19 protein-coding genes are annotated in these 26,057 nt (G+C 40.0%); 11 read left to right on the top strand and 8 right to left on the bottom strand.

The window, feature by feature from the left end:
* Nucleotides 1-6: 6 nt before the first annotated feature.
* Nucleotides 7-780, bottom strand: coding sequence for an acetylglutamate kinase (gene argB / locus ACWPWK_RS10630; RefSeq protein WP_109373431.1), 774 nt, complete (start codon nucleotides 778-780; stop codon nucleotides 7-9).
* A 20-nt stretch (nucleotides 781-800) separates the two neighbouring features.
* Complete coding sequence (gene argC, locus ACWPWK_RS10625) at nucleotides 801-1,805, bottom strand: N-acetyl-gamma-glutamyl-phosphate reductase (RefSeq protein WP_109373430.1); 1,005 nt, start codon at nucleotides 1,803-1,805, stop codon at nucleotides 801-803.
* 100 nt (nucleotides 1,806-1,905) lie between these two features.
* On the opposite strand from argC, the gene argE reads away from it, so the two are divergent.
* A complete protein-coding gene (gene argE / locus ACWPWK_RS10620; protein WP_109373429.1) occupies nucleotides 1,906-3,069 on the top strand; it encodes an acetylornithine deacetylase in 1,164 nt (387 codons plus the stop codon).
* Between the two features lie 62 nt (nucleotides 3,070-3,131).
* Here the strand turns inward: argE and poxB are convergent, their stop codons facing one another.
* On the bottom strand, nucleotides 3,132-4,856 hold the full coding sequence (poxB, locus tag ACWPWK_RS10615) for a ubiquinone-dependent pyruvate dehydrogenase (RefSeq protein WP_109373428.1): 1,725 nt from the start codon (nucleotides 4,854-4,856) through the stop codon (nucleotides 3,132-3,134).
* A 567-nt stretch (nucleotides 4,857-5,423) separates the two neighbouring features.
* Here poxB and ACWPWK_RS10610 point away from each other — a divergent pair.
* From ACWPWK_RS10610 to ACWPWK_RS10600, 3 genes are read left to right on the top strand one after another with little or no spacing between them, the layout of a single operon-like run.
* Nucleotides 5,424-6,245, top strand: a complete 822-nt coding sequence (locus tag ACWPWK_RS10610) for a DUF3100 domain-containing protein (RefSeq protein WP_109373427.1) — start codon at nucleotides 5,424-5,426, stop codon at nucleotides 6,243-6,245.
* On the top strand, nucleotides 6,242-6,691 hold the full coding sequence (locus tag ACWPWK_RS10605; RefSeq protein ID WP_109373426.1) for a hypothetical protein: 450 nt from the start codon (nucleotides 6,242-6,244) through the stop codon (nucleotides 6,689-6,691). The genes ACWPWK_RS10610 and ACWPWK_RS10605 overlap by 4 nt, the downstream gene beginning before the upstream one ends.
* Nucleotides 6,691-7,869 carry a M20 metallopeptidase family protein gene (locus ACWPWK_RS10600; RefSeq protein WP_109373425.1) on the top strand — a complete coding sequence of 393 codons (1,179 nt, stop codon included), beginning with the start codon at nucleotides 6,691-6,693 and terminating at the stop codon, nucleotides 7,867-7,869. The genes ACWPWK_RS10605 and ACWPWK_RS10600 overlap by 1 nt, the downstream gene beginning before the upstream one ends.
* Before the next feature lie 61 nt (nucleotides 7,870-7,930).
* Here the strand turns inward: ACWPWK_RS10600 and ACWPWK_RS10595 are convergent, their stop codons facing one another.
* Nucleotides 7,931-8,944, bottom strand: coding sequence for a LysR substrate-binding domain-containing protein (locus ACWPWK_RS10595; RefSeq protein ID WP_109373424.1), 1,014 nt, complete (start codon nucleotides 8,942-8,944; stop codon nucleotides 7,931-7,933).
* Nucleotides 8,945-9,653: 709 nt separating this feature from the next.
* On the opposite strand from ACWPWK_RS10595, the gene proP reads away from it, so the two are divergent.
* On the top strand, nucleotides 9,654-11,156 hold the full coding sequence (proP, locus tag ACWPWK_RS10590; protein WP_109373423.1) for a glycine betaine/L-proline transporter ProP: 1,503 nt from the start codon (nucleotides 9,654-9,656) through the stop codon (nucleotides 11,154-11,156).
* A 10-nt stretch (nucleotides 11,157-11,166) separates the two neighbouring features.
* The gene (phrB, locus tag ACWPWK_RS10585) at nucleotides 11,167-12,594 is read left to right on the top strand and encodes a deoxyribodipyrimidine photo-lyase (RefSeq protein ID WP_109373422.1); all 1,428 of its coding nucleotides are present in this window, start codon (nucleotides 11,167-11,169) and stop codon (nucleotides 12,592-12,594) included.
* Nucleotides 12,595-12,676: 82 nt separating this feature from the next.
* Here phrB and ppc read toward each other — a convergent pair whose 3' ends face one another.
* The 3 genes from ppc to metB all read right to left on the bottom strand — a co-directional run bounded on the left by ppc (nucleotide 12,677) and on the right by metB (nucleotide 19,854).
* The gene (gene ppc, locus ACWPWK_RS10580; protein ID WP_109373421.1) at nucleotides 12,677-15,313 is read right to left on the bottom strand and encodes a phosphoenolpyruvate carboxylase; all 2,637 of its coding nucleotides are present in this window, start codon (nucleotides 15,311-15,313) and stop codon (nucleotides 12,677-12,679) included.
* A 932-nt stretch (nucleotides 15,314-16,245) separates the two neighbouring features.
* The gene (locus ACWPWK_RS10575; protein ID WP_109373419.1) at nucleotides 16,246-18,684 is read right to left on the bottom strand and encodes a bifunctional aspartate kinase/homoserine dehydrogenase II; all 2,439 of its coding nucleotides are present in this window, start codon (nucleotides 18,682-18,684) and stop codon (nucleotides 16,246-16,248) included.
* Nucleotides 18,685-18,693: 9 nt separating this feature from the next.
* Nucleotides 18,694-19,854, bottom strand: a complete 1,161-nt coding sequence (gene metB, locus ACWPWK_RS10570) for a cystathionine gamma-synthase (protein ID WP_109373418.1) — start codon at nucleotides 19,852-19,854, stop codon at nucleotides 18,694-18,696.
* Between the two features lie 283 nt (nucleotides 19,855-20,137).
* On the opposite strand from metB, the gene metJ reads away from it, so the two are divergent.
* Complete coding sequence (metJ, locus tag ACWPWK_RS10565; protein WP_006534139.1) at nucleotides 20,138-20,455, top strand: met regulon transcriptional regulator MetJ; 318 nt, start codon at nucleotides 20,138-20,140, stop codon at nucleotides 20,453-20,455.
* Nucleotides 20,456-20,589: 134 nt separating this feature from the next.
* Here the strand turns inward: metJ and rpmE are convergent, their stop codons facing one another.
* The gene (gene rpmE / locus ACWPWK_RS10560) at nucleotides 20,590-20,802 is read right to left on the bottom strand and encodes a 50S ribosomal protein L31 (protein ID WP_006534140.1); all 213 of its coding nucleotides are present in this window, start codon (nucleotides 20,800-20,802) and stop codon (nucleotides 20,590-20,592) included.
* 203 nt (nucleotides 20,803-21,005) lie between these two features.
* On the opposite strand from rpmE, the gene priA reads away from it, so the two are divergent.
* The 4 genes from priA (at nucleotide 21,006) to hslV (ending at nucleotide 26,055) form a co-directional block, all read left to right on the top strand.
* Nucleotides 21,006-23,207 carry a primosomal protein N' gene (gene priA / locus ACWPWK_RS10555; protein ID WP_109373417.1) on the top strand — a complete coding sequence of 734 codons (2,202 nt, stop codon included), beginning with the start codon at nucleotides 21,006-21,008 and terminating at the stop codon, nucleotides 23,205-23,207.
* A 305-nt stretch (nucleotides 23,208-23,512) separates the two neighbouring features.
* The gene (gene cytR / locus ACWPWK_RS10550; protein WP_072064648.1) at nucleotides 23,513-24,544 is read left to right on the top strand and encodes a DNA-binding transcriptional regulator CytR; all 1,032 of its coding nucleotides are present in this window, start codon (nucleotides 23,513-23,515) and stop codon (nucleotides 24,542-24,544) included.
* Between the two features lie 70 nt (nucleotides 24,545-24,614).
* On the top strand, nucleotides 24,615-25,412 hold the full coding sequence (gene ftsN / locus ACWPWK_RS10545) for a cell division protein FtsN (RefSeq protein WP_109373416.1): 798 nt from the start codon (nucleotides 24,615-24,617) through the stop codon (nucleotides 25,410-25,412).
* A 112-nt stretch (nucleotides 25,413-25,524) separates the two neighbouring features.
* Nucleotides 25,525-26,055 (top strand): ATP-dependent protease subunit HslV, encoded by a 531-nt coding sequence (gene hslV, locus ACWPWK_RS10540; RefSeq protein WP_006534149.1) that lies wholly within the window; start codon nucleotides 25,525-25,527, stop codon nucleotides 26,053-26,055.
* Nucleotides 26,056-26,057 lie beyond the last annotated feature (2 nt).

Here is a 26,057-nt window from a genome sequence, read left to right as displayed (position 1 = left end):
AGATTTTTAAGCTAAAATACGGGTTCCGACTGCAACACCATTAAACAGAGCCGTTAGTTTTTCAGCATGGCGCCAACTTGCAATTTCAACTGGTCGTCCTAACGTTTTAGCCGCTTCCAATGCCGCGTTTACTTTCACTATCATGCCGTCAGTGATAATGCCTTGATCGATTAATGTCTGTGCTTTTTCTGCTGACATCTCAGCTATCTTCTGGCCTTTACCATCTAAAATGCCACTGACGTCTGAAAGCAACACTAAATCAGCACCTAACGTTTCAGCGATAGCGGTTGCCGCTTGATCAGCATTCACATTCATCAGTTCACCTTTTTCAGTCATACCGATAGAACTGATAATAGGTAGATAGCTGGCACCCAATAATAAATTGAGTAAATCAGGAGAGCCGGGATTTGCATTTCCTACATGACCTAGCTCTTCATTGATTTGAGTGACTTTAGCTAATTGTCCATCACCCAAAGAAAGCCCCACACCATTAAGCCCAAACTTAGTTGCCCACGATAGCAAGGTTTTATTGGCACTTCCGGCAAGTGCTCCTGTGATGATGTCTATCTGATCAGCCGGTGTGACACGAAGCCCCTGCTTTTTCACCACAGGCAATTGCAATTTACCCATCAATTCATCCACCAAACAGCCACCACCATGTACGATGACTAAGGGGCGAGAATGTGTTGAACGATACTGTTGTAATGCAGTGAAAAACCGCGTTAACGCTTCTTCACTATCAAGGAGCACACCACCCAGTTTGATAATTAATGGTTCCATGAAACTTCCCTACTCATTATTTAAATAAGTGATTCGGTTTCAGCGAAACCAAACCGAATGTTCATACATTGCACCGCTTGTGCAGCAGCCCCTTTCAACAAGTTATCTTCAACACCGACCACAATCAGATGTTCACCTTGTTGAGCAAATCCGATATCACAGAATGCAGTTCCTACAACGGCTTTTAATGCAGGTAACCCTTTTTCATAAACACGCACTAATGGTTTATCTTGATAAGCATCTTCAAAGACTTCTCTTACATCCTCTTGTGTCACACCCACTTTTAACTTACAGGTGATAGTGGCTAAGATCCCTCTGGCAAAATTACCCAGATGAGGTGTAAAAATGACATCAATACCCAGATGTGTTGCAATTTCAGGTTGATGGCGATGCGTAAACACGCCATAAGGTTGCAAGCTCACTTCGCAAAAGCTACTGGTTAAAGAGGCTTTTCTACCAGCACCACTCACACCGCTGGTGGCATTAATCACTGGCCACTGTGCTGTATCTAAAAGTCCCGCTTCCACAAGCGGTTTTAGAGACAACTGAGACACTGTTGGATAACAACCCGGCACTGCAATTAATTGAGCCTGACTAATAATGTCGGCATTCCATTCAGCTAACCCATAAACTGCCTGTGATAACCAATCAGTATTCTTATGCTCGAATCCATAGTATTGTTGATAAAAATGCTTGTTTTGTACTCGATAGGCGCCAGATAAGTCGAACACCACGCAACCTTGCTCTAGAAAAATAGGGGCAATGTCATGGCTGACTTCATGTGCTGTTGCTAAAAAAACGATATCAATATTTTCAACAGCTTTAGCCACATCAACCATCGGCTCTAGTGGGAGATCTACTAAACCACGATATTGTGGATGAAGTTCGGAAAAGCACTTTCCTGCATCTGCGCTTTGAGCTGATACCATCAGTCTGCTCAAATTCACATGAGGATGCTGCTGAAGATAGGCGGCTAATTCAGCGCCAGTGTAACCACTTGCTCCTACAATCAGAGTATTTAACATGTCATTCTTACCTTGTACTATGAACACAAACCGATTAATGTATTTTTATTCAAAAAAAGTGCATGAATATTGATACTATTATGAAGAAAGGCTGTCAACAGTGAATATTAAATTACCTACATTTATTGAGATTTATCGTCAATTAATTGCAACTCCCTCTATCAGTGCAACAGACGCTAAAAACGATCAAAGCAACGAAGCATTGATTAACCTGCTTGCTAATTGGTTGAAAACATTAGGTTTTTCAATTGAAATTCAACCTGTACCCGAAACGCGAGGCAAATTTAACCTTCTCGCAACATTAGGGGCGGGGAAAGGCGGATTATTACTCTGTGGTCATACTGACACTGTGCCGTTTGATGAAGGCCGTTGGACGCAAGATCCTTTTACGCTGACAGAAAAAGAAAATAAGTTATACGGTTTAGGTACAGCGGATATGAAAGGCTTTTTTGCCTTTATTCTTGACGCATTACGTGACGTGGATACTAAAACACTAACGCATCCACTTTATATACTTGCTACCGCTGATGAAGAAACCTCTATGGCAGGGGCGCGTTATTTTGCCGCTAATACAGCAATCCGCCCTGATTTTGCCATTATTGGCGAACCTACATCGTTAAAGCCTATTCGTGCTCATAAAGGGCATTTATCAAATGCAATACGCATTACTGGGCAATCAGGGCATTCTAGTGATCCAGAAAAAGGAGTGAACGCGATAGAACTGATGCATGAGTCTATTACTCACCTTAGTACACTGCGCGATACGTTAAAAACTCGCTATAACAACCCTGCGTTTGTTATCCCTTATCCAACAATGAACTTTGGTTATATTAATGGCGGTGATGCAGCAAATAGAATTTGTGCTTGCTGTGAATTACATATGGATATTCGCCCATTACCGGGATTAACACTGCAAGACTTGGATGATTTACTTCACGAAACATTAGCGCCAGTCAAAGCACGTTGGCCGGGTCGTTTAAGTGTTGAGGCATTACACGATCCTATTCCGGGTTATGAGTGCCCAACCGATCATAAAATGGTTGCCGTGATCGAAAAACTATTGGGTGAGAAAGCGCAAACTGTGAATTACTGTACCGAAGCGCCGTTTATTCAAGATCTCTGCCCTACCTTGGTTTTAGGCCCAGGTTCTATTGAGCAAGCACATCAACCTGATGAATTTATTGATATGGCATTTATTGAGCCGACTCGTGAATTAATGGGGCAATTAATTGAAAACTTCTGTTTAACAGAGAAAGCCCAATAATAATAAAATAACCCTATCGATTTATTTTGATAGGGTTATTTATCTTCAATCTGACTTAATAACTAGCGTAACCAATTAGTCTTGGCAAGTTGAACAATCTCATCTCCTCGACCATTAATAATCGCTTTCATCATATACAGGCTAAACCCTTTTGCTTGTTCAAACTTCACTTCAGGAGGCATTGAAAGCTCTTGTTTGGCAGTTACCACATCCACAATCACAGGGCCATCATGTTCAAAGGCTTCTTTAAGTGCATTATCCAGATCTTCACCTTTTTCTACTCGAATGCCTTTGATACCAGATGCATTAGCAATAGCCGCGAAATCTGGATTATGTAAATCCGTACCATCGGTTAAATAACCACCCGCTTTCATTTCCATCGCGACAAAGCCTAATACACTGTTATTAAAAATAATCACTTTGACGGGTAAATTCATTTGAGCTAATGAGATAAAATCACCCATTAGCATGGTAAATCCACCATCACCACACATTGCCACAACTTGACGCTTTCTATCTAACGCCTGTGCACCAATGGCTTGAGCCATCGCATTTGCCATAGAGCCGTGATTAAACGAGCCCAGTAAACGACGTTTTCCATTCATGCCCACATAACGTGCTGCCCATACTGTTGGTGTCCCTACGTCACAAGTAAAAATAGCATCATCATTTGCCAGTTCACTTAATCGACGAGCCAAATATTGTGGATGAATAAGCTCACGTTCACTCGGTTGTGCAAGTGCATCCAGATCTTCTCGTGCTTTAGCATAATGTTTCAGTGAAGCATCAAGATGAGTGGTATCTGTTTTCTCTTTTAAACGAGGCTGTATCGCATTGAGTGTGGCTTTAATATCGCCAATCATCGCCATATCGACATGGCAATGCGAACCAAGGCTACTTGGATTAATATCAATTTGAATAATATTGGCTTTTGATGGATAAAATGCACGATAAGGGAATTGCGTACCTAATAACACTAACGTATCAGCATTTTCCATCGCATGATAACCCGATGAAAAACCAATTAATCCTGTCATTCCTACACTATAGGGATTTTTCCACTCAATGTACTCTTTCCCTCGCAATGCGTGTACAACAGGGGCTTTTAATGTTTGAGCCAGTTTAATCACTTCGTCGCGAGCCTGAGCACATCCAGCACCGCACATTAAAGTGATATTTTTTGCATTATTTAGCGCATCGGATAATTTTTCGATTTCGAAACGATTTGGCATGATGAGTGGAGATTGCAACGGATACCAGTTTTCATGCGCATCTTCTGGGGCTGGTTTTAGTGCAACATCTCCCGGTAAAACAACAACAGCGACTCCTTTTTTCAAAATAGCGGTTCGCATTGCAATAGCAAGCACTTGAGGGATCTGCTCTGGGTTTGAGACTAATTCACAATAATGGCTACATTCGCGAAAAAGTTCTTGAGGATGTGTTTCTTGAAAGTAATTACTACCAATTTCAGCAGAAGGAATATGCGCAGCAATGGCTAACACTGGAACATGATTACGATGGCAATCAAAAAGCCCATTGATAAGATGTAAATTTCCTGGTCCACAAGAGCCAGCGCAAACCGCTAATTGACCATTAACTGCCGCTTCTGCTCCTGCGGCAAAAGCCGCGACTTCTTCATGACGGGTTCCCATCCACTCAATCGTTCCCATCTTTCGCAAGCTATCACTTAATCCATTGAGAGAATCGCCTGTCACGCCCCAAATACGTTTCACACCTGCATTATGGAGTACTTTAGCAATATAAGTTGCAACTGTTTGCTTACTCATGGTGATGTCTTTCCTCAGTTTTGGGTGAATTACGCCTCTGCGAGCTACACTTATCTCCTTCCCATATTCTGTTTCTCTTCCTCATCAGCTTGCAGAGAAAATTATCTTACTAACTCAAATATAAAGAATAACACCAATCACTATAATGTCACTGTGGGGATAAAATCAGCCCTCAAAAATACAAAAAATAAAATATCACTTCCAAATACATTCATTAAATTTATAATAACCGCATCAAATAAGAATACATCTCATTAATAACGTATTATTCTTTATTAAATTATAGACAATACTTTCTTATAGTATTATTTTAATAATTAAAATAATTTTTAATTATGATTTTTCTCTTCACATTTTTATTAACAATTAAGCTGACTCATTTCAGCCTTACTCACTGTCTTTATTAAAAAATTTAACTTTCTCCTATTTGTTAATAAATTTATCACCATTGTATTATTTCATGCACCATGAAAAAGAGGTATGAAATAAACATGACATTGGTCACGCTACCTTTTGCTTTTTGTCCTCTAGAATAAAGCCTGATTATTTTTCAACGGAGATTAACGGATGGACAAAAGTAGAAGTCCGATAAAGATTTTCTTTATTAGTATTCTTGCAGTCCTTTTCTTAATTTTTATTTCACAATATGTCATTGGTAAAAAAGAAATTAAGATTGGCATTGCGGTAATACCTATTTTACCAATGCTATTTGCTGTAATTATTGGTATGTGTATATCTGCTGGATTTACCCGTAAAAAAATTAAAGTATGGGGTAAATTATTCACAGAAAAAGAAGAAGGCTTCTGCGGTAAAATGGTAGGTTTCAGCCTACTTATTTTAGGTACGCAATATGCGGGAATGATTGTTCCTAATATTAAAATGATTTTAAGTGTCGGTATTCCTTTATTTGTTCAGGAACTCGGTAACTTATTACCAGTATTAATTGCGGTTCCATTAGCCATTAAATTTGGATTTGGTCGTCGTGCAATTGGTGCCTGTTCATCTATTAGCCGTGAACCGTCTATCGCTGTTATCCAAGGTAAATTTGGTACAGGCTCTCAAGAATATATTGGTGTATTAGCCATTTATTTATGTGGTTCTGTTATCGGTACTTTATGGTTTAGCGTATTAGGTAGTATTGCTCCACTAACTGGATTACATCCACTTGCTCTTGCAGCAGGCTCTGGTGTCGGTTCTGGTTCAATGTTAAGTGCTGCATCAGGTGCATTAATTAATGGTCTTGATGAAGCATTAGCACAGCAAGTATTAAGTGTTGCCGCTGCATCTAATTTATTATCTTCCGCATTAGGCGCACTGTCATTAACCTATTTAGGTTTACCTCTTTCAGAAAAAATTTATAAAATTTTCACCAGAGGCAAAACTGCATGAAAAATATAATTATTGATATGAAGTTTGTATTCGTTGCTATTTTACTGGCAATGTTTACTCAAACATTAACATCAGGGATCGCTCTTTATGCAATGTGGGATAGCTTTATTGCTATGTCATTAGTGGTATTTATTTCACTCGTTGCAAAACATTATTTACCTTCATCTTTACCCACATTTGCTTATGCAACAATTATCGGGATACTTATTTGTTTACCCGAAACTCCGGTAAGAGATTTCTTTATTAGTTCTATTGGTAAAGTTTCTTTCTTATCTTGTTGTGTTCCTTTATTAGCATTTGCGGGTTTATCTGTTGGTGGTCAATTAGAAGAACTTAAGAAAATGTCATGGAAAGTTATTCTTATTTTCATGATTGTTTCAACTTGTTGTTTCTTTGGAGCATCAATCGTCGCGCAAATTGGATTTAGTATCCAGGGAGTTATCTAATGAATAATATTTATAATGTCAGTGAAAAACTCTTTCAATTAAATGACTTTAGTAAAAAAACACGACAAGACCTGCACAAAATACCTGAGCTATCAGGTGAAGAATATAAAACATCTAAATACTGTCGTGAATTAATGGAAAGTTTTGGTTATAAAATTAAAACTTTTGATGGATATACTGGTTTCACAGCAGACTTAATTGTTAATTCTGAATTTCCATTAATTGCTATCCGTGCTGATATGGACGGATTAGAAATGCCAGACTTAACCAATAATGAACACAGTTCAGTTCACCAAGGTTGTGCGCATAACTGTGGCCACGATACCCATATGACCATGGCATTAACCAGTGCTAAGTATCTTGCCGAAAATAAAGAAGAGATGACGTCAAATGTCCGCTTTATTTTCCAAATGGCGGAAGAAGATATGCGTGTACCTGGCGCTGAAAAAATGGTGGAAATGGGTTGTATGGAAGGCGTTGATGAAACATACGCACTTCATAATGATGCCGCTATCGAAACAGGTTGTGTTCGCTTTAATGATGGTGTGATGTCGTCTTATGGTTCAGCATGGACATTAGATGTTTATGGTGTTTCTGCACATGGTTCAACACCACACAAAGGGTTAGATGCCATTCGTGAAGCAACGCGCTTAATTGACTATATGGATTATGTTGTTGCGAAAAAGACGGATCCATTTAGCCCTGCGGTATTTGGTTGTGGCATGATCAATGGGGGAACAATCCCTAATGCATTAGCTGATCACGTACAAGCACGCGGTACTATCCGTTCTATGGATGAAAATACCGACCAAATACTGAAAGCCAGCTTCGACGAAATTGTTGCCCGCAGTACGGCTGGTGGATTTAAAACCACATTAAGCTATAGCGGATACCCAGCTGTTGTGAATCATCCAACTGCACATCAGCGTTTATTAGATGCGATGCGTAAATTCTTACCAGAAGAGAATATTGAATCAAACGGTAAGCCAATGACAGGCAGTGAAGACTTTAGCTATATGGTTAACGCCACGAAAGGTAAAGTGGGTGCCATGTTCTTCTTAGGAAGTGGTAACCAAGCGAAAGGGATTAATAATTACCTTCACGCCAATCCTTATTTTGTCGATGATGATTGTTTATTAGTGGGTGCTCAGATTTTTGTGAATATTCTGACTCGCTAATCTTTCTCTTGTTCTGCCTAAGCCCGTTATTGCCCCCGCAAAACGGGCTTTATTATTACTTTTATTCTGTCGCGATATTATTAATATTCACAGAACGCAAATCAGGCAATCCCTGATAGACCTCTTTACTGTGCCATTGTGTTTCCCACTGCTCTGGCATCTGAATAATATTTCTATCAATATGGGGCGCATAGAGAGAAATAAACTCATGCATATAATCTTTCATATGGGTATGTTTACTGACACAAATATGGGTATAACTCGGTTGCACTAAATGATCGATATTAATACATTTTAGTGCGCCACCATCTTCTGTCTCATCATATGAAGCAGCTGCAATAACGCCGATACCTAAATGTCGCTTAACATAGTATTTAATAATCTCTGTATCCGTCGCAGTTAACGCCACATTAGGCTTAAGATTATTTTTATAAAATACCTTGTCTAATTTAGATCCTCTTGTAAAACCAAAAACATAAGTAATCAGTGGATACTCTGCCATCTGCTCGATGGTAACCAGCTCATCGTCTTTCAATAAAGCAAGAGGATGGTCATAAGGGACTAATAAACTACGAGTCCAGCGGTAACAAGGCAGTGTAATTAAATCTTCATAAAGGTGCATAGATTCTGTGGCAATCGCAAAATCCACATCGCCATTTTTAACCATTTCCGCTAATTGAGCCGGTGCGCCTTGATGAAAATGTAGAGAAATATTGGGGTAATAGCGACGAAAGTGATCAATCACATTCGGCAATGAATAACGAATTTGCGTATGCGTTGTCGCAATATGTAAATCGACTTTTTTATTACGATCTTCTTCCGCCACAATGCTTTTGATTCGGTCAACTTGCCCAAGAATATCACAAGCAATTTTATGGACTTCTTTACCCATCGGGCTTAATGCTAATAAGTTATTATTTTTACGTACAAACAGCGATACACTTAATTCATCTTCTAATATCTTTAGTTGCTTGCTGATTGTCGGTTGTGAGGTATAAAGTTTTTCAGCCGCATTAGTAATGTTGAAATTATTTTTCACGACTTCAACAAAGCTTTTCAGTTGATTAATGTTCATAGAGGTACCTGGGTTAATTTGCACAAATGCGCGGTTAATTATTAAATTTATAAGTTGTTATTCTAAATATGGGGAATGACGAGGCTATCTTTAATATCTCTGTCATGATATCCCGTCATACTAACTTGATGTAATCAATAATAAGAATAGCGAGATCTATTCTATTATCCACATTTTCATCTTCACTATTCGAAAGAATAATAAAGTAAAATAAGGCGTTATTATTTTCTATTTACCTTTCGGTATTTGTATTATGCATAATGCTCATATAAATGCGTTAGCCTGTATCAAAAAACACAACAAATTAGATTAACCAATTGTTATTTATGATAAAAATCGATCTTATTTTTTGATTTTTCTTTTCGATATTTTAAGTTTACTTAACGTAAATTTAAAACCTCTCACACTACAAATTTTACACAAAAGCAGAATTACGTTATGATAACGATCACATTTTAATTCTAGAGGCTATGTTTTGTTATATCAAAACGACAAAGAAAACTTCCTAAAATCTTATTTAATCTCATCTATACTTAATAAATATTCTCTTATCTATTAGCTTAATACCACTATTTAGAATAGGTAGAAGTAAGCTGTTTTTTAGTGAATTTTTATTACTTACTCTTCTCGCTATCAAATAGTCACTTCATTTCTTTTAATTAATTGAATAACAAGAAATTACGAATACCTTAATAAAAGGTCACTTAATATGAAAATGAAGAAGAAAAGAAATAAACCATTACGAATCAATGACATAACAATTATTGATGATAGTAAGCTGAAAAAAGCCATTACCGCCGCGGCATTAGGTAATGCCATGGAATGGTTCGACTTCGGTGTCTACGGCTTTCTCGCTTATGTTTTAGGTCAAGTGTTTTTCCCTGGCGCATCTCCAGGTGTGCAGATGATTGCTGCCCTTGCCACATTCTCTGTACCTTTCCTTGTAAGGCCATTAGGTGGCATTGTGTTTGGGATGCTAGGGGATAAATTTGGTCGTCAGAAAGTGTTATCTGTCACCATCATTATTATGGCGCTCAGTACGTTTGCCATTGGTCTGATCCCTGCTTATGAAACTATTGGGATCTGGGCTCCAGTTTTATTATTACTCGCTAAATTAGCACAAGGTTTCTCCATTGGTGGTGAATATTCAGGAGCGGCGATTTTCGTTGCTGAATACTCACCAGACCGTAAACGTGGATTTATGGGAAGCTGGTTAGACTTCGGTTCTATTGCTGGTTTTGTTCTGGGTGCAGGTGTTGTTGTACTTATTTCAACGACCTTGGGTGAAGCAGCATTCCATGAATGGGGATGGCGTATCCCGTTCTTCTTAGCATTACCATTAGGTCTTATTGGCTTATATTTACGTCATGCTTTAGAAGAAACGCCAGCATTCCAACAACATGTTGATGAAATGAACAGCGATGATCGTAAATCTATCGAAAATCCACCTCGTATTTCATTACGCGAAATCGCCTCAAAATATTGGAAAAGTTTGACCGTCTGCGTGGGTTTAGTGATTGCCACTAACGTGACCTACTATATGTTATTAACGTATATGCCGAGTTATTTATCTCATAACTTAAATTATTCGGCAGATCACGGTGTACTGATCATTATCGCGATTATGATAGGGATGTTATTTGTACAGCCTGTGATCGGCTTACTCAGTGATAAAATTGGCCGTAAACCGTTTGTTATCGGTGGTAGTATTGGGTTGTTTATTCTTGCTTACCCTGCGTTTATGATGATTAACAGTGATGAAATCGGTTTAATTTTCTTAGGATTATTAATTCTTGCGGTTCTACTCAACTGTTTTACTGGAGTAATGGCGTCTATTTTACCTGCCATATTCCCAACGCATATTCGTTATAGTGCATTAGCTATTGCATTTAATATTTCTGTATTAGTGGCAGGTGCAACACCAACGGCAGCGGCATGGTTAGTTGAAGCAACTGGTGACTTATATATGCCTGCTTATTATCTGATGATTGTCGCCGTTGTCGGTTTGATCACAGGGATTAAGATGATTGAAACCGCAAATAAACCTTTACGAGGTGCAACACCTGCGGCATCAGATAGATCAGAGGCAAAAGAAATTCTGTCTGAGCATTATGATAATATCGAGCAACGTGTTGAAGATATTGAAGCTGAAATTGAGGCATTACAGAAAAAACGCCAAACGCTTATCGATCAACATCCTAAATTAGATTAAGAGAGGTCACATGCACCCGTCTTCTGTTCATTTGGTCTGGTTTCGTAATGATTTAAGAGTGACGGATAACAAAGCACTCTTTAACGCTTGCCAAGATAAACAAGCACAGGTGCATGCTCTTTTCACCGTAACGCCTGAACAATGGAAAACCCACAATATGGCTTTATCATGTCAGGCGTTCATTCATAATGCTTTGCTGGATCTTTCAATATCACTGGCAAAACTCAATATTCCACTGACAATCGTGATTAGCGATACTTATTCAAATGCAGCCGATAAAGTGGCTGAGTATTGCCAACAGCATCAAGCCACTGCCCTTTTTTTCAATCACCAATATGCCCTTAATGAACAACGTCGTGATGAAAAGGTCACTGAGTTACTGAAGAATAAGACAACCGTTTATGCTTATCATGACAATGTGTTTATTCCACCAGGTAATGTAGTCACCCAACAAGGGGAGATGTATAAAGTTTTTACTCCCTTTAGAAATGCATTCCTTCGGCTCTTTTTTTCACAAAATAACGCTTCGTTACCTATCCCAGAGATCAGGACACATCAAAAAGCGGTATCACCTTTAAAAGCACCACTATTTTCACTTGAAAATACAAGCTTGCCCTCTTTTATCTCTACTGAAGAAGAGGCACTTAAACGCTTAAAGCAATTCTGTTATGAAAGCGTCCCACATTATGCAAAATGGCGAGACATTCCCGCAGTTGATGGTACAAGTCGATTATCCCCCTATCTTTCGATTGGATTACTGTCTATTCGACAATGTTTTAATCGCCTTTATCAAACTGAACCTGATTTCTTAGAAAACAGCACATCAGGTGCATTTGTTTGGTTTAATGAACTTATTTGGCGAGAGTTTTACCAACACTTAATTGTGGCAAATCCAAATTTATGCAAACACACTGCCTTTCAGCTTTGGACAGAGAAAATTAATTGGCGTAACAACCAAGATGAATTTAATGCTTGGACTCAAGGCTCAACGGGTTTCCCTATTATTGATGCTGCGATGCGACAGCTTAACCAAACAGGTTGGATGCATAACCGCTTACGTATGCTCACGGCGAGCTTTCTTATCAAAGACTTGTTAATTGATTGGCGTTGGGGTGAGCGTTATTTTATGTCACAACTGATTGATGGTGATTTCGCATCAAATAATGGGGGTTGGCAGTGGGCTGCATCAACAGGAACTGATGCCGTACCTTATTTTCGAATTTTTAATCCTACCACTCAAGGTCGTAAGTTCGATCCTGATGGTGAATTTATCCGCCATTGGCTTCCTGAACTCGCCAATGTGCCGAATCGCTATATTCATACACCTCATGAGTGGGCAGCAAAAACCAATAATTCTCTCGATTACCCATTACCCATAGTTGATCACGCAAAAGCACGAATAAGAGCTATTGAGTCTTATGAAGAAGCAAAAAAATAAAACCAATATCAGAGATAAGAGATAAAAAACAAAAAACAGCGCTTTTATTAAGCGCTGTTTTTATTGCTAAATACTGATGACGCTAGCCTGTATTACGCATACCCGCAGCAATACCCGCAATAGTAACCATTAGCGCCTGTTCAATACGAGGATCTGACTCGCTATGTGTGCGAGAGCGCTGTAACAACTCAGCCTGAAGTACGTTTAATGGATCGGTATATACATTACGTAGTGCAATAGATTCAGCAACCCATGGCAAATCTGCCATTAAGTGTTCATCTTTTGATATTGCCAAAACACTCTTAATATCATCAGAAAGTTGCTGACGTAATTTAGCTCCTAGTGGCCATAAACGCTCTTCAACTAAACGTTGATCGTAATATTCCGCTAACCATAAATCCGCTTTAGCGTACACCATTTCCAACATCGCAATACGTGTATTAAAGAACGGCCAGTTCTCACACATATCGTCTAATACCGCTTGTTTTCCGCTATCGATTTCATGTTGTAATGCGGCACCAGCACCCAACCAAGCAGGTAACATTAAGCGGTTTTGAGTCCATGCGAAGATCCACGGAATAGCACGCAAGGTTTCAACCCCACCGGTAGGACGACGTTTTGCAGGACGAGAGCCTAATGGTAGTTTACCCAATTCGCCTTCTGGCGTTGCTGCTCTAAAGTAAGGAACAAAGTCTTCTTGCCCTCGCACATAGTCACGATACATGGCACAAGAAACGTCAGACAAAGAATCCATAACCTCAATCCAAGGCGCTTTTGGCTCTGGTGGTGGCAATAAATTGGCTTCTAAGATTGCACCCGCATAGTGAGCAAGACTGCTGATTGTGACTTGTGGTAATCCGAACTTAAAGCGGATCATTTCGCCTTGTTCCGTCACACGCAGCCCCCCTTTTAAACTTCCTGGTGGTTGAGAAAGTAATGCTGCATGTGCTGGCGCACCGCCACGACCAATCGTACCGCCACGTCCATGGAATAGTGTTAATGTTACGCCTGATTTTTCACAGAGTTTGATTAATGCATCTTGAGCACGATATTGCGCCCATGATGCCGCCATCACACCCGCATCTTTTGCTGAGTCTGAATAGCCAATCATCACCATTTGTTTGTCATCAATTAGATCACGATACCAAGGGATATTAAACAAACGGGTCATTACGCTTTCAGCGTTATTTAAGTCTTCAAGCGTTTCAAATAAAGGAGCAACAGGTAAGCGAATATTCGCACCAGCTTCTTTCAGTAATAGTTTTACCGCTAATACATCAGAAGGCACTTTTGCCATTGAAATCACATAAGAGGCAATAGAATCTTTAGGTGATTGTGCAATGACACGACAAGTTTCAAATACTTCTTGAGTCGCTGCACTTGGCTGCCAATTTGTTGGGATCAATGGGCGTTTAGAATTTAATTCTTCAAGTAAGAAAGTTTGTTTTTGCTCTTCAGACCAATTTGCATAATCACCAAGCTCTAAATATTGTGTTAATTCAGAGAGTGCTTCAGTGTGATTGGTGCTTTCTTGGCGAATATCCAGTTTCACCAGTTGTAAGCCAAAACAACGAATACGGCGTAATGTATCTAACAGTTGCCCATTGGCAATAATGCGCATACCACATTGAGTTAATGATTGATAACACGCGTATAACGGCTCCCAAAGTTCTTCATTATCAATCAATAAGCCTTCTGGCGGTAACGACTGCAACCCTTTAATGCGTTGCTCTAGATAATCGCGAGTCACTTGTAAGCGTGTACGCAATTGTTTAGCAATTTCACGATAAGGTTCTGCAACTTCAGCACCACCCGCTAATTCACGCAGTTCAGGTGTACTTTCTGTCATTGAAAGTTCTGAAACAAGGACTTGAATATCATTTAAGAATAAATCAGCGGCTTTCCAACGGCTTAATAGTAAAGCATGGCGTGTGATTTCAGCCGTCACATTTGGGTTACCATCACGATCTCCACCCATCCATGAGGTAAAACGAATAGGAGAAGCTTCTACTGGTAAGTTGTAATCAATGGACTCTCTAAGCTGCTCATTAAATTCACGTAAAAAAGCAGGAACACCTTCCCATAAGCTATTTTCAACAACCGCAAAGCCCCATTTTGCTTCATCAATAGGTGTTGGGCGAATTTTTCTAATTTCGTCAGTATGCCATGATTGAGCCACTAACTGGCGCAGACGGCGCATAATATTAGTACGTTCGTAATCCGCTAAATCATCGTGATCCAGTTGAGATAAACAGGTATTCACCTCAACCAGCTTATGAATAAGTGTGCGACGTGCAATTTCGGTTGGGTGTGCTGTTAATACCAGCTCAATAGAGATTTGCTCTACGGCTTCTTTTAATTGCTCGTCGGTAAAATTCTTATCTTTTAGTCGGGTGATCAGTTTTGCCAATGCCACAGGATTGCTAGCCGCTTCGCCATGAGGCGAAATGCTATGGTATTGTTCTGCCACGTTCGTCAGGTTTAAGAATTGATTAAATGCTCTAGCAACAGGTAATAATTCATCATTAGAGAGATTTTGTAACGTCAACAACAGTTTTTGTCGCTGAACTTCATTACCTGCTCGTGACGATTTAGATAATTTTCGAATAGATTCAACCTTATCTAAAATTTCTTCACCGAGTGCTTCTTTTATCGTATCTCCAAGTAGCTTGCCAAGCATACTGACATTGCTACGCATAGCAGAATATTGTTGATTCATAAGACTCCTGACCTTGTCTTTGTGGCGGTAACAACATGCTTCTTCCTATTAGAAAAGTCATGTCCTCCCAGTTGTGTAATTAACTTTCATTTCTAATGTGACTTTATTTTGATTTTTGTGATAAGCCACACTGCTTTTTTTACTTAGCCTACTATTCATATCAGAAAATAATCGGTTTGGGGGATTTTTCTGAAATTTAATTACGGCTTTAGTGTTATAAGAATGGCTAATATTCATGTTGTTTTGGCTCAATTTTGCCAAAAATAAGGACATATTTTTGTTTCTTATCGACTAAGAAGCGTTTTTTACTAGAAAGGGCAAGATACGTGAGGGTTTATCTGGCAGTAAATTTAGATGATTTTTTTTAATATTGATAATTTGTCTGGTCTATTTTTTGATTTTCAGCTTATTTCACAGGTGGGCTATAACTCATGTCTCTATTTTATTCCTTATTTTTCTTCTCTTTTACATTTTTACTCGATTAAATTTTCCGATTAAAATTTTCATAAGATAAAAACGAATAAAGCGCTGAATATCAGCGCTTTAAATTAAGAATAACGAATTGTTCTTTCAGTAAGTTAAGTTGTCTGTTGTAAATAATGTGGTTAATCGAATTGTACTCTAAATAACGTTCTAACACGTTGTAACCATGCTTCAACTTCCACTTCAACTTCCACTCAAGACGCTTAAATTTCACATCATGAGCTACTGACAAAAGTTCTCTTTAGCTTGATGGTTCACCTCCGTCATTTCATTTCTTAGTGGGACAATCTGTCTTACTACTTTTGACATCAATCGCTCCTTTGTGACTAGAGATAAATTAAGTATAGCCAAAAAAATTAAAAAAATTGGGTGATATGACACAAAAATGACAAAAGGTTATCAGCAGAAAATAACCCGCTGATAACCTTTATAAAAAAGAAATAATTAAATTACAGTAATTGAGAAAGACGGTTTAAATCTGACTGAATTGCGCCTGCGGTCACATCTCTGCCAGCTCCCGGCCCTCTGATCACAAGCGGATTATCACGATACCAACGACTTTCAATCGCAAATAAATTATCCCCTGGTAATAGCGAAGCGAGGGGATGATCTTTTCTCACGGCTTCAACACCGACTTTTGCTTTACCATTAGCATCAAAACGGGCGATATAACGTAATACCATGTCCATTTCATTTGCAGCAGCTAATCGTTGTGCCATTTGTTCATTAATCAGCGCACTGTTATCAAAAAATTCTTCTAGCGAACCAGTTTCAGCTTGCACAGGTACTAAAGATTCAACGCGCACCTGCTCTGGCTCGATGTCATAACCTGCTTCACGAGCAAGAATAACCAGTTTACGCATTACATCTTGCCCTGATAAATCAATTCGTGGATCAGGCTCTGTTAATCCTTGTTGCCAAGCTTGTTCCACCAGCTCACTGAAAGGAACTGTGCCATCAAATTGCAAAAATAACCAAGAAAGTGTGCCAGAGAAAATACCGCTAATGGATAAAATAGTGTCACCACTTTCACGCAGATCACGCACCGTATGATTAATAGGTAAACCCGCACCCACTGTAGCGTTATATAACCAATGGCGACCTGTTTTAGAAAACGCATCTCGTGTGGCACGATAGCGTACACTTGAAGCCGAGCCAGCAATCTTATTTGCACTGATAACATGAAAACCGTAGCTAGCAAAATCTTCATAAGAAGCGGCAAGAGACTCATTGGCAGTAATATCAACCACCACTAAATCATCATAAGGATGTGCTCTCATCCAAAGATAGAGTGACTCTTCCGTATGTTCAGTTGCTTCGTCATCAAAGAACGCCAAAGCGCGACTAGGATTAATCCCTTGGTAGTCCAGCAAACTGCGACGGCTATCGACCACACCCGCAAGGATAAATTCAAAATCACTGCGTGCTGATAAAGGCTCTTGTTCACGAGCAAACAATTCTAACCAACGTGAACCAATATTCCCTTTACCAAACAGCACTAAGCCAATTTGTTTTTCAGCTCTAAATAATGTTTGATGCAAACCTTGCAGCAAGTGCTCAGTATAATTACGTAATACCGCAACTAAACTGATGTTATCTTCCGCATGCCAAATAAATTCAACTGGTTGGTCTTTAAGTTGTTGATAAAAACGATGACAATGCAGAGGATTTTTACAAACACCCGCACCCACTAAAGCCACTAATGAGAAGCCTTCTCGTAAATGTAATTTACCCGGTAAAACTGCATCTTGTAGCACGTCCAATGCACTATTAGCCACTTCACTGGTATAGCAAAGTTGTAAAAGTTGACTGTCTTTATCCACACCAGTAGCTAAAGGACGAATTTGTGCACGCTTAAGTAATTCATCAACCTCTTTCGCCACTTGTTCGAAATTTTGATGTGATGTGAGTTGGAGCTCAATCAAACAAACATCATCATGGCTAGTCACTATTTTAGCACCTGTTCCTGATGCCAACACACGTTCTATACGTGTTGATCCTTGCTCTGGTTGATAGCTACAACGAAGTTGTAAATCAATATTACTGCCTGAAACGGGTTGAAGTGTACGCGTATGTAAAACTGGGGCGGCTAATCGAGCCAATTCACTCGCTTCATCTAAACGCAACAAGGGTAATAAACAAGCATCTTTTACTTTGCGAGGATCTGCACTATAAACACCCGCAACATCACTCCAAATTGTAACTTTACCAACATCGGCTAAAGCCCCCACTTGTGTTGCAGAGTAGTCACTACCGTTACGACCTAATAAGACCGTTTCACCTTGTTGATTGCGACTAATAAAACCAGTTACAACAAAACGGCTTTCAGGATGTTTAGCTAATAGTGATTGTAGTAATGGCCGAGATAACGTTTCGTTGACTTGTGGCTGAGCCGCTCTTTCAGCACACAAGAACTCACGCGCATCTAACCACACACTAGGTAAACCTTGCTCTGTAAGTAAATTCGCCATTAATCTTGCAGACCAAATTTCACCGTGGCCGACAACTTCTGCATAAGTTGCGTCTGTAATAGGTTTATCTAACAAATAACTTAAGCGTTCAAGATCAGCAATAAAGGCTTGAGAAAGTAATTCTGCATTCTCTTTTGAAAGTAACCCTTCAATTAAAGATAACTGGTAACGGCGCAACGTTTGTTGAACTTGATGGGCAGAAATACGATCACTTTGGCTAAGCTTCAGCCAGCTAATCAACTGATTCGTCGTAGAGCCCGCCGCAGAAACCACCATTAGGTCATTAGGTTGGCTATAGTTCGTCATGATATTCACGACACGTTGATAACATTTTATGTCCGCAAGACTGCTACCACCGAATTTATGTAACTGACGGCAAATCGGCTCCGCCTGTTGTTTAATCGCCACTACGCTCATGATCCATGGTTACCTTTTAGTTGCTGCATCAAACGCACTTTGCAAATCATTGATTAAATCCTGGCTATCTTCAATACCCACCGAGATACGAAGTAATGAGGGGCTGATCCCTGCTGTTTTTTTCGCTTCTTCTGACATACCTGCATGTGTCATGGTGGCAGGGTGACAAATTAAGGTTTCTACCCCACCTAAAGATTCTGCCAGTGTAAAGAGTGTTAATTGAGATAAAAAGAGTTTAATCACATCCAATCCCCCTTTTAACTCAAAACTTAACATTGCACCGAAACCTTGTTGCTGTTTTTTTGCTATTTGATGACCAACATGATTTTCCAGTGCGGGGTAATACATTTTTTCGACTAATGGCAGTGCTTGTAAAAACGCCACTAATGCCTGTGCATTTTCTTGCTGAAGTCGAATTCGAGGTACTAATGTTCTTATGCCTCGTAATAATAAATAGCTATCAAATGCGCCAGATGTGACACCAATATTATTCGCCCACCAGCTTAGCTCCTCAAGCTGTTTCTGACACTGACAGATAACAACACCAGCGACAATATCTGAGTGTCCATTAAGATATTTTGTGCATGAGTGCACAACAATATCAGCGCCTAATGCTAACGGCTTTTGCAAGACAGGACTCATAAAGGTGTTATCAGCAACCACTAAAGCACCTTGTTGATGAGCAAGTTCACTGATTTTTTGAATATCCGTTATTCTTAAAAGAGGATTACTTGGTGTTTCGATAAAAACAATTTTAGGCTGATGCGCTAAAGCCTGCTTAAGTGCAATATCATCATTTTGATCAACGAAAATCACACGGTAAGCACCACGCTCTTGTTGGCTGTTAAAAAGGCGATAGCTTCCTCCATAACAATCATGAGGCGCAACAATCACATCGCCAGGTTTTAGAAAAACCGTACAAATTAAATGAATAGCTGACATTCCACTGCTAGTGACAACTGCCCCCACTCCACCTTCTAGCTCGGCTAATGCCTTTTGCACCATATCGCGTGTTGGATTACCTCGACGAGAATAATCATGAGCACGAGGCTGATTAAATTCTAAAAAATTATAGGTACTAGAAAGATAGATAGGCGGTACGACACAACCAAATTGAGTGTCTTCATTTAGCCCATTATGGATAGCAATTGTTGCTGTTTTCTTCATCATACAGGCACCTTGTCACAGCGATAAGTGGAAACGTCGAATGACAGCATATCTAATTAGACACCAAGACGTCAATACATCTAGCCATCTAAACTACTTTACGGATAGATTAAGTAATGGAATAATACACAGATTAAGAATATCGCCAGTGACTGTTACTTTTTCTCTCACCTTCAGCCAGAAGAGTCGGTGGTTTTAGAAAAGTCATGATAAACTGGTATTGCCCATCAGAATGTGGGTTAACCCTATTCTGACTTCAACTAAATGATATTAATTAAGGTAATCCATGGCTGAATGGAACGGTGAATATATCAGCCCTTACGCTGAGCATGGCAAAAAGAGTGAGCAAGTTAAAAAAATTACAGTTTCAATTCCATTGAAAGTGCTAAAAATTTTGACCGATGAACGCACTCGCCGTCAGGTTAATAACCTAAAACATGCAACCAATAGTGAATTATTGTGTGAAGCATTTTTGCACGCATTTACCGGACAGCCTCTCCCAAATGATGAAGACTTACGTAAAGAACGTAACGATGAAATCCCTGAAGAGGCAAAAGAAATAATGCGCCAGCGCGGGGTTGATCCCGATACTTGGGAGTATTAATCAGCGTCAGGTATTGACTTATTGCTTGATTAACACGAACAAAAAAGCCCAAAGCAAAAACTTTGGGCTTTTTTTCAATTCCGAACTGTCTGCAAGATGTCAGACTAGGCTGACATCTTGTGACAACAAATATCTTATTTGCTGCCTGGAATTTTGAAGCGTTTGTTGAACAGATCAACACGACCACCAGTTGCAACATCACGTTGTTTACCAGTATAGAATGGGTGGCATTTGTCACAAACGTCCAGATTCAGGTTATGACCTGCAGTGGAGTTGATTTTCATAACGTTACCGCAAGAACAAGATGCAGTAATTTCTTCATATTTAGGATGGATATCTTTTTGCATGGAAAACCTCTACTAAGGCCGTGTCGCCATTCAGCCCACAGCCGAACACCACACGTCGTGTTGATTGAAATTAAGTGTTTGGTAATTTATCTACCAAAGGGGGCGGATCATACAGAATATCCGCTAAACGCGCAATGAAATCTGCACACTTTTTGTGATATTCTTAGCGTCATCTTTTCGCTAAAACTCTCGGAAACCCTGATATGACCATAGTTCAGGTAATTTTACCTGTACCACTATTCTCCTCTTTTGATTATCTGTTACCAGAAGGGATTGATGCGCCTGTTATCGGCAGTCGGGTGATCGTGCCTTTTGGTAATAAACGCCGCTCTCTTGGTATTGTCAAAGGACTCAGTACACACAGTGAGTTTCCTATCGAAAAGCTAAAGCCAATTGATGAGATCCTTGATAGCGAAACACTCTTTCCGGGTGTTTTGTGGGATATGTTAAATTGGGCATCGGCTTATTATCACTATCCTTTAGGGGAAGTGCTATTTCATGCTATGCCGATTTTATTACGACAAGGAAAACCCGCAGAATTCACACCATTATGGCAATGGTATGCTACTGAAGAGGGAATTAATCTCGATCTCAATAGTTTAAAAGGTGCGAAAAAACAGCAACAAGCATTAGCTGCCCTTCGCCGTACACCTTTATATCGCCATCAACTTGATGAATTTGAAATCACAACTGCAACACTTAATAACTTAAAAAAGAAAGAGTTTGCAGATCTTCGCCCTATCCAACCGGCTCCTATACACTGGCACAATGATCTTGCGGTTCAAGGCGAGCGTTTTAAGTTAAACACAGAACAAGCTATTGCAGTAGGTGCAATCACCGCGCAGGCTGACCAGTTCTCACCTTGGTTATTATTGGGTATTACAGGTTCAGGAAAAACGGAAGTCTATTTAAGTGTATTAGAAAAAATTCTCGCGCAAGGTAAACAAGCACTGGTACTGGTGCCTGAAATTGGTTTAACACCCCAAACAATCCGCCGTTTTAAAGCACGCTTTAATGCCCCTGTCGATGTGCTTCATTCAGGATTAAATGATACTGAACGCTTAGCCGTTTGGTTACGAGCAAAACGAGGTGATAACGCCATTATTATTGGCACACGATCAGCACTTCTAACCCCTTTTCAGCATCTTGGCATTATTATTATCGATGAAGAGCATGATGGCTCTTATAAACAACAAGATGGTTGGCGTTACCATGCTCGTGATCTCGCCGTTTTCCGAGCAAAGCAAGAAAATATTCCTATCGTGATGGGAACCGCAACCCCATCAATTGAAACTAGTTTTAATGTTGAGCAAAAGAAATATCAACAACTCACACTGACTCAACGTGCAGGCAATGCAAAACCCGCAACAGAGCATTTAATTGATTTAAAAGGGCAACCGCTGACAACAGGGTTGTCTCCAATTCTGATTAAAGCAATAAAAGAGCACCTTAATGCGGGTAACCAAGTAATGCTCTTTTTAAATCGCCGAGGATTTTCACCCGCACTGTTATGTCATGAATGTGGTTGGATAGCAGAATGCCCTCGCTGTGATCACTATTATACGATCCACCAAAAACATGGCATGTTACGTTGCCATCAATGTGATAGCCAGCGACGAATTCCAGCACAATGCCCACAATGTGGTTCAACTAATTTAATCCCCGTAGGATTAGGAACCGAACAACTTGAGCAAGGGATTGGTGAATTATTTCCTGATACACCAGTGACGCGAATTGATAAAGATACAACAAGTCGCAAAGGTGCTTTAGAGCAACAACTGGAAGATATTTATCAGGGTGGCCCACGTATTCTTATTGGTACACAGATGTTAGCCAAAGGGCATCACTTTCCTGATGTCACCTTAGTGGCTTTACTTGATGTGGATGGCGCTCTGTTCTCCAGTGATTTTCGTGCAGCCGAACGCTTTGCTCAGCTTTATATACAAGTATCAGGTCGTGCGGGTCGTGCAGGTAAACAAGGCGCGGTATATTTACAAACTCACCAGCCTGATCACCCTCTGTTGCTGACACTATTAGAAAAAGGTTATGACGCTTTCACTAAAGAAGCTTTGCAGGAGCGACAAGCGACTTTTTTACCGCCTTATTCTAGCCATATTATGATCCGCTCTGAAGATCACAATAATCAGCGTGCACCTCAGTTCTTACGACAGCTCAAACAGTTTTTTGAACAACACCCAATGCGAGACGCGAATTTATGGGTAATGGGACCCGTTCCAGCAATTCAAGCTAAACGAGGTGGAAATTATCGTTGGCAATTATTGCTCCAGCATCCTTCACGGGGTTATTTACAAAAATTGATGTCTGTCACTTATCCTCAGATTGTCGCCTTACCTGAGAGTAAAAAAGTAAAATGGAATATTGATGTTGACCCAACAGACTGTTAAGGATCTTTCCTGCTCAAATGGGGGATATTTTAGTCAGACTTATGCTGCGGATACTATTTCGCTTGAATACTTGTTACAGCCCGAGATTATTTATCAATTTTGCGAACTATCTCATAAAAACGATTGATATCACACTTTTTATGCAAACTAGGTAACAGTATCTATTTAAAAAGTGGGTAGAATAACAATTTAGAATATTTCTTGAATTAAAAACCGTCGATAAAATCCTTTTTTGAGTATTGGCGGTTTTTTTGCAACAAAAAAGCAATCGTTTAACTAAACCATCCAGAAGGGAGGTATGGGGTTTGCAACAGAATAATAAAGATAATACGCAAGCAACAATGAAAGATGTTGCCCTTGCAGCCGGCGTGTCCACAGCAACTGTGTCACGTACTTTAATGAATCCGGAAAAAGTATCCTCACAAACCCGTCAGAAAGTTGAACAGGCTGTTCTTGATGTGGGCTATTACCCACATAACCTGTCAAAAAACCTTAAGCGTAACGAGTCAAAAACGATCCTTGTGATCGTACCTAACATCAGCGATCCATTTTTTACTGATGTTGTGTGTGGCATCGAAGAAACCGCTGCTCAACATGGTTATCTCGTGTTAATTGGTGATTGTAAACATCAGCAAAAACATGAAAATGCCTTTATTAATCTCATTATCACCAAACAAATTGACGGTATGTTACTTCTTGGCTCACACATTCCTTTTGATGTTTCCAAAGAAGAACAGAAAAATTTACCGCCGATGATCATGGCAAATGAGTTTGCGCCTGAACTTGAATTACCTACCGTGCATATTGATAATCTCACGGCATCTTTTAGAGCAACACACTATTTACAGCAAATGGGTCATAAGCGTATTGCATGTATTACAGGCCCAGAAGATATGCCTTTATGTCGTTATCGCTTGCAAGGCTATATTCAAGCCATGCGTAGAACAGGCGTACCTTTGCGTGAAGATTATATTATCCGTGGTGATTTTACCCATGAAAGCGGTGCAGAAAGTCTGAAAAAGCTGATTTCTTTACCAGAGCCACCAACAGCCGTGTTCTGTCATAGTGATATTATGGCAATTGGCGTTATGTGGCAGGCGAAAAAATTAGGATTAGAGCTCCCTAAAGATCTCTCTGTGATTGGTTTTGATAATCTTGATATCACACGTTATAGCGAACCAGCCCTAACAACAATGGAGCAACCTCGTTATCAAATTGGTCGTGAATCTATGTTGTTATTACTCGACCAACTACAAGGTAGACCTGTTGCACCTGGTTCTCGCTTATTAGATTGTGAGCTAATTATAAGAGACAGTGTCTGTCGGCTTAAAAGCTAGGCAAAACACACTATGTTAAGTAACATATCGTTTGTGATACCTATTCCTTTAATTATCAGCGAATCGAACTGTGGCACAACGAGACTATGTGGGACGAGGGCAGACATCTGCTCGTCGTAAAAAGACAACGAAAAGTAAAAGCAAAAAGGCTGCTAAAGGGCTGCCTTTAACGACGCTTATTGCGGCAATCGCTATTGTGGCGCTGTTTATCGGCGGCCTCTATTTTATTACACATGATAAAAAAGAAGCCGTAGAAACAACGCCAACCATCACTGGGCAACATCCAGCGAATAGCCTACCGCCAAAACCGCAAGAGCGTTGGCAATATATTAAAGAATTGGAAAATCGTCAGGTAGGTACGCCTTTACAGCCTGAATATCCTTCATCGGGTAGCCAGATTAATCCGAAAGCAACACTTTCGCCTGAGCAGTTACGTTTTTTACAACAAATTGAAGCGGATAAGCGTCAACCTGCTGTTCAACTGCCAGAAGTGCCTTACAATGGTGAAGTACCGCGCTCACAAGTGGTTGTAACACCACCTGCAACAACAACACCTTCTGTTGCACAACAGCCTGTACAAACTCAACCACCGCAAGTACCTGTACCTGCAATTGTTACACCGCCTAAACCCGCTGTTACTGAAGCAAACTTTTTAGTGCAATGCGGCTCATTTAAAAATACCGAACAAGCTGAATCAGTGAGAGCAACTCTGGCTTTTTCTGGTGTTGAAAGCCGAGTAACGAAAGGAAATGATGGTTGGATCCGCGTCTTATCAGGTCCTTACAGTAAAGAACAAGCCAACTCTGTGAGCAGACAAGCAGCTGGAGCTGGCGTATCAGGTTGTATTCTTCGCTCTTCTGGGGGTTGAAAAATAAATTTTCTCCCCCACCTATAATTCTAATTCACACAACGGGCAGTGCTTTATCTTAAATAAAGACACTTCCCGTCTCATTTTTATTGATTAAACCAGGGGCTGACTCATGACTACAATCGTAAGTGTTCGCCGTAAGGGCCAAGTTGTAATCGGTGGTGATGGACAGGCGACGATGGGTAATACCGTCATGAAAGGCAATGTTCGCAAAGTACGCCGTCTTTATAACGACAAAGTCATTGCGGGATTTGCTGGCGGCACTGCTGATGCTTTTACTCTTTTTGAACTGTTTGAGCGCAAATTAGAACTTCACCAAGGGCATTTAACTAAAGCTGCGGTAGAACTTGCTAAAGATTGGCGCACAGACAGAATGCTACGCAAATTAGAAGCGTTGCTTGCTGTTGCAGATGAAAATACATCTCTTATCATCACAGGTAATGGTGATGTGGTTCAACCAGAAAACGATTTAATTGCTATCGGTTCCGGTGGCCCTTATGCACAAGCAGCGGCTAGAGCTATGCTAGAAAATACTGAACTTTCTGCACGAGAAATTGCTGAAAAAGCACTTAGCATCGCTGGAGATATCTGTATTTACACTAACCATAATGTCAACTTTGAAGAACTCTCTTCAAAAGAGTAAGG

It is taken from the genome of Proteus sp. Marseille-Q3619, assembly GCF_965283115.1.
This window is presented reverse-complemented; position numbering and strand designations above follow the sequence as displayed.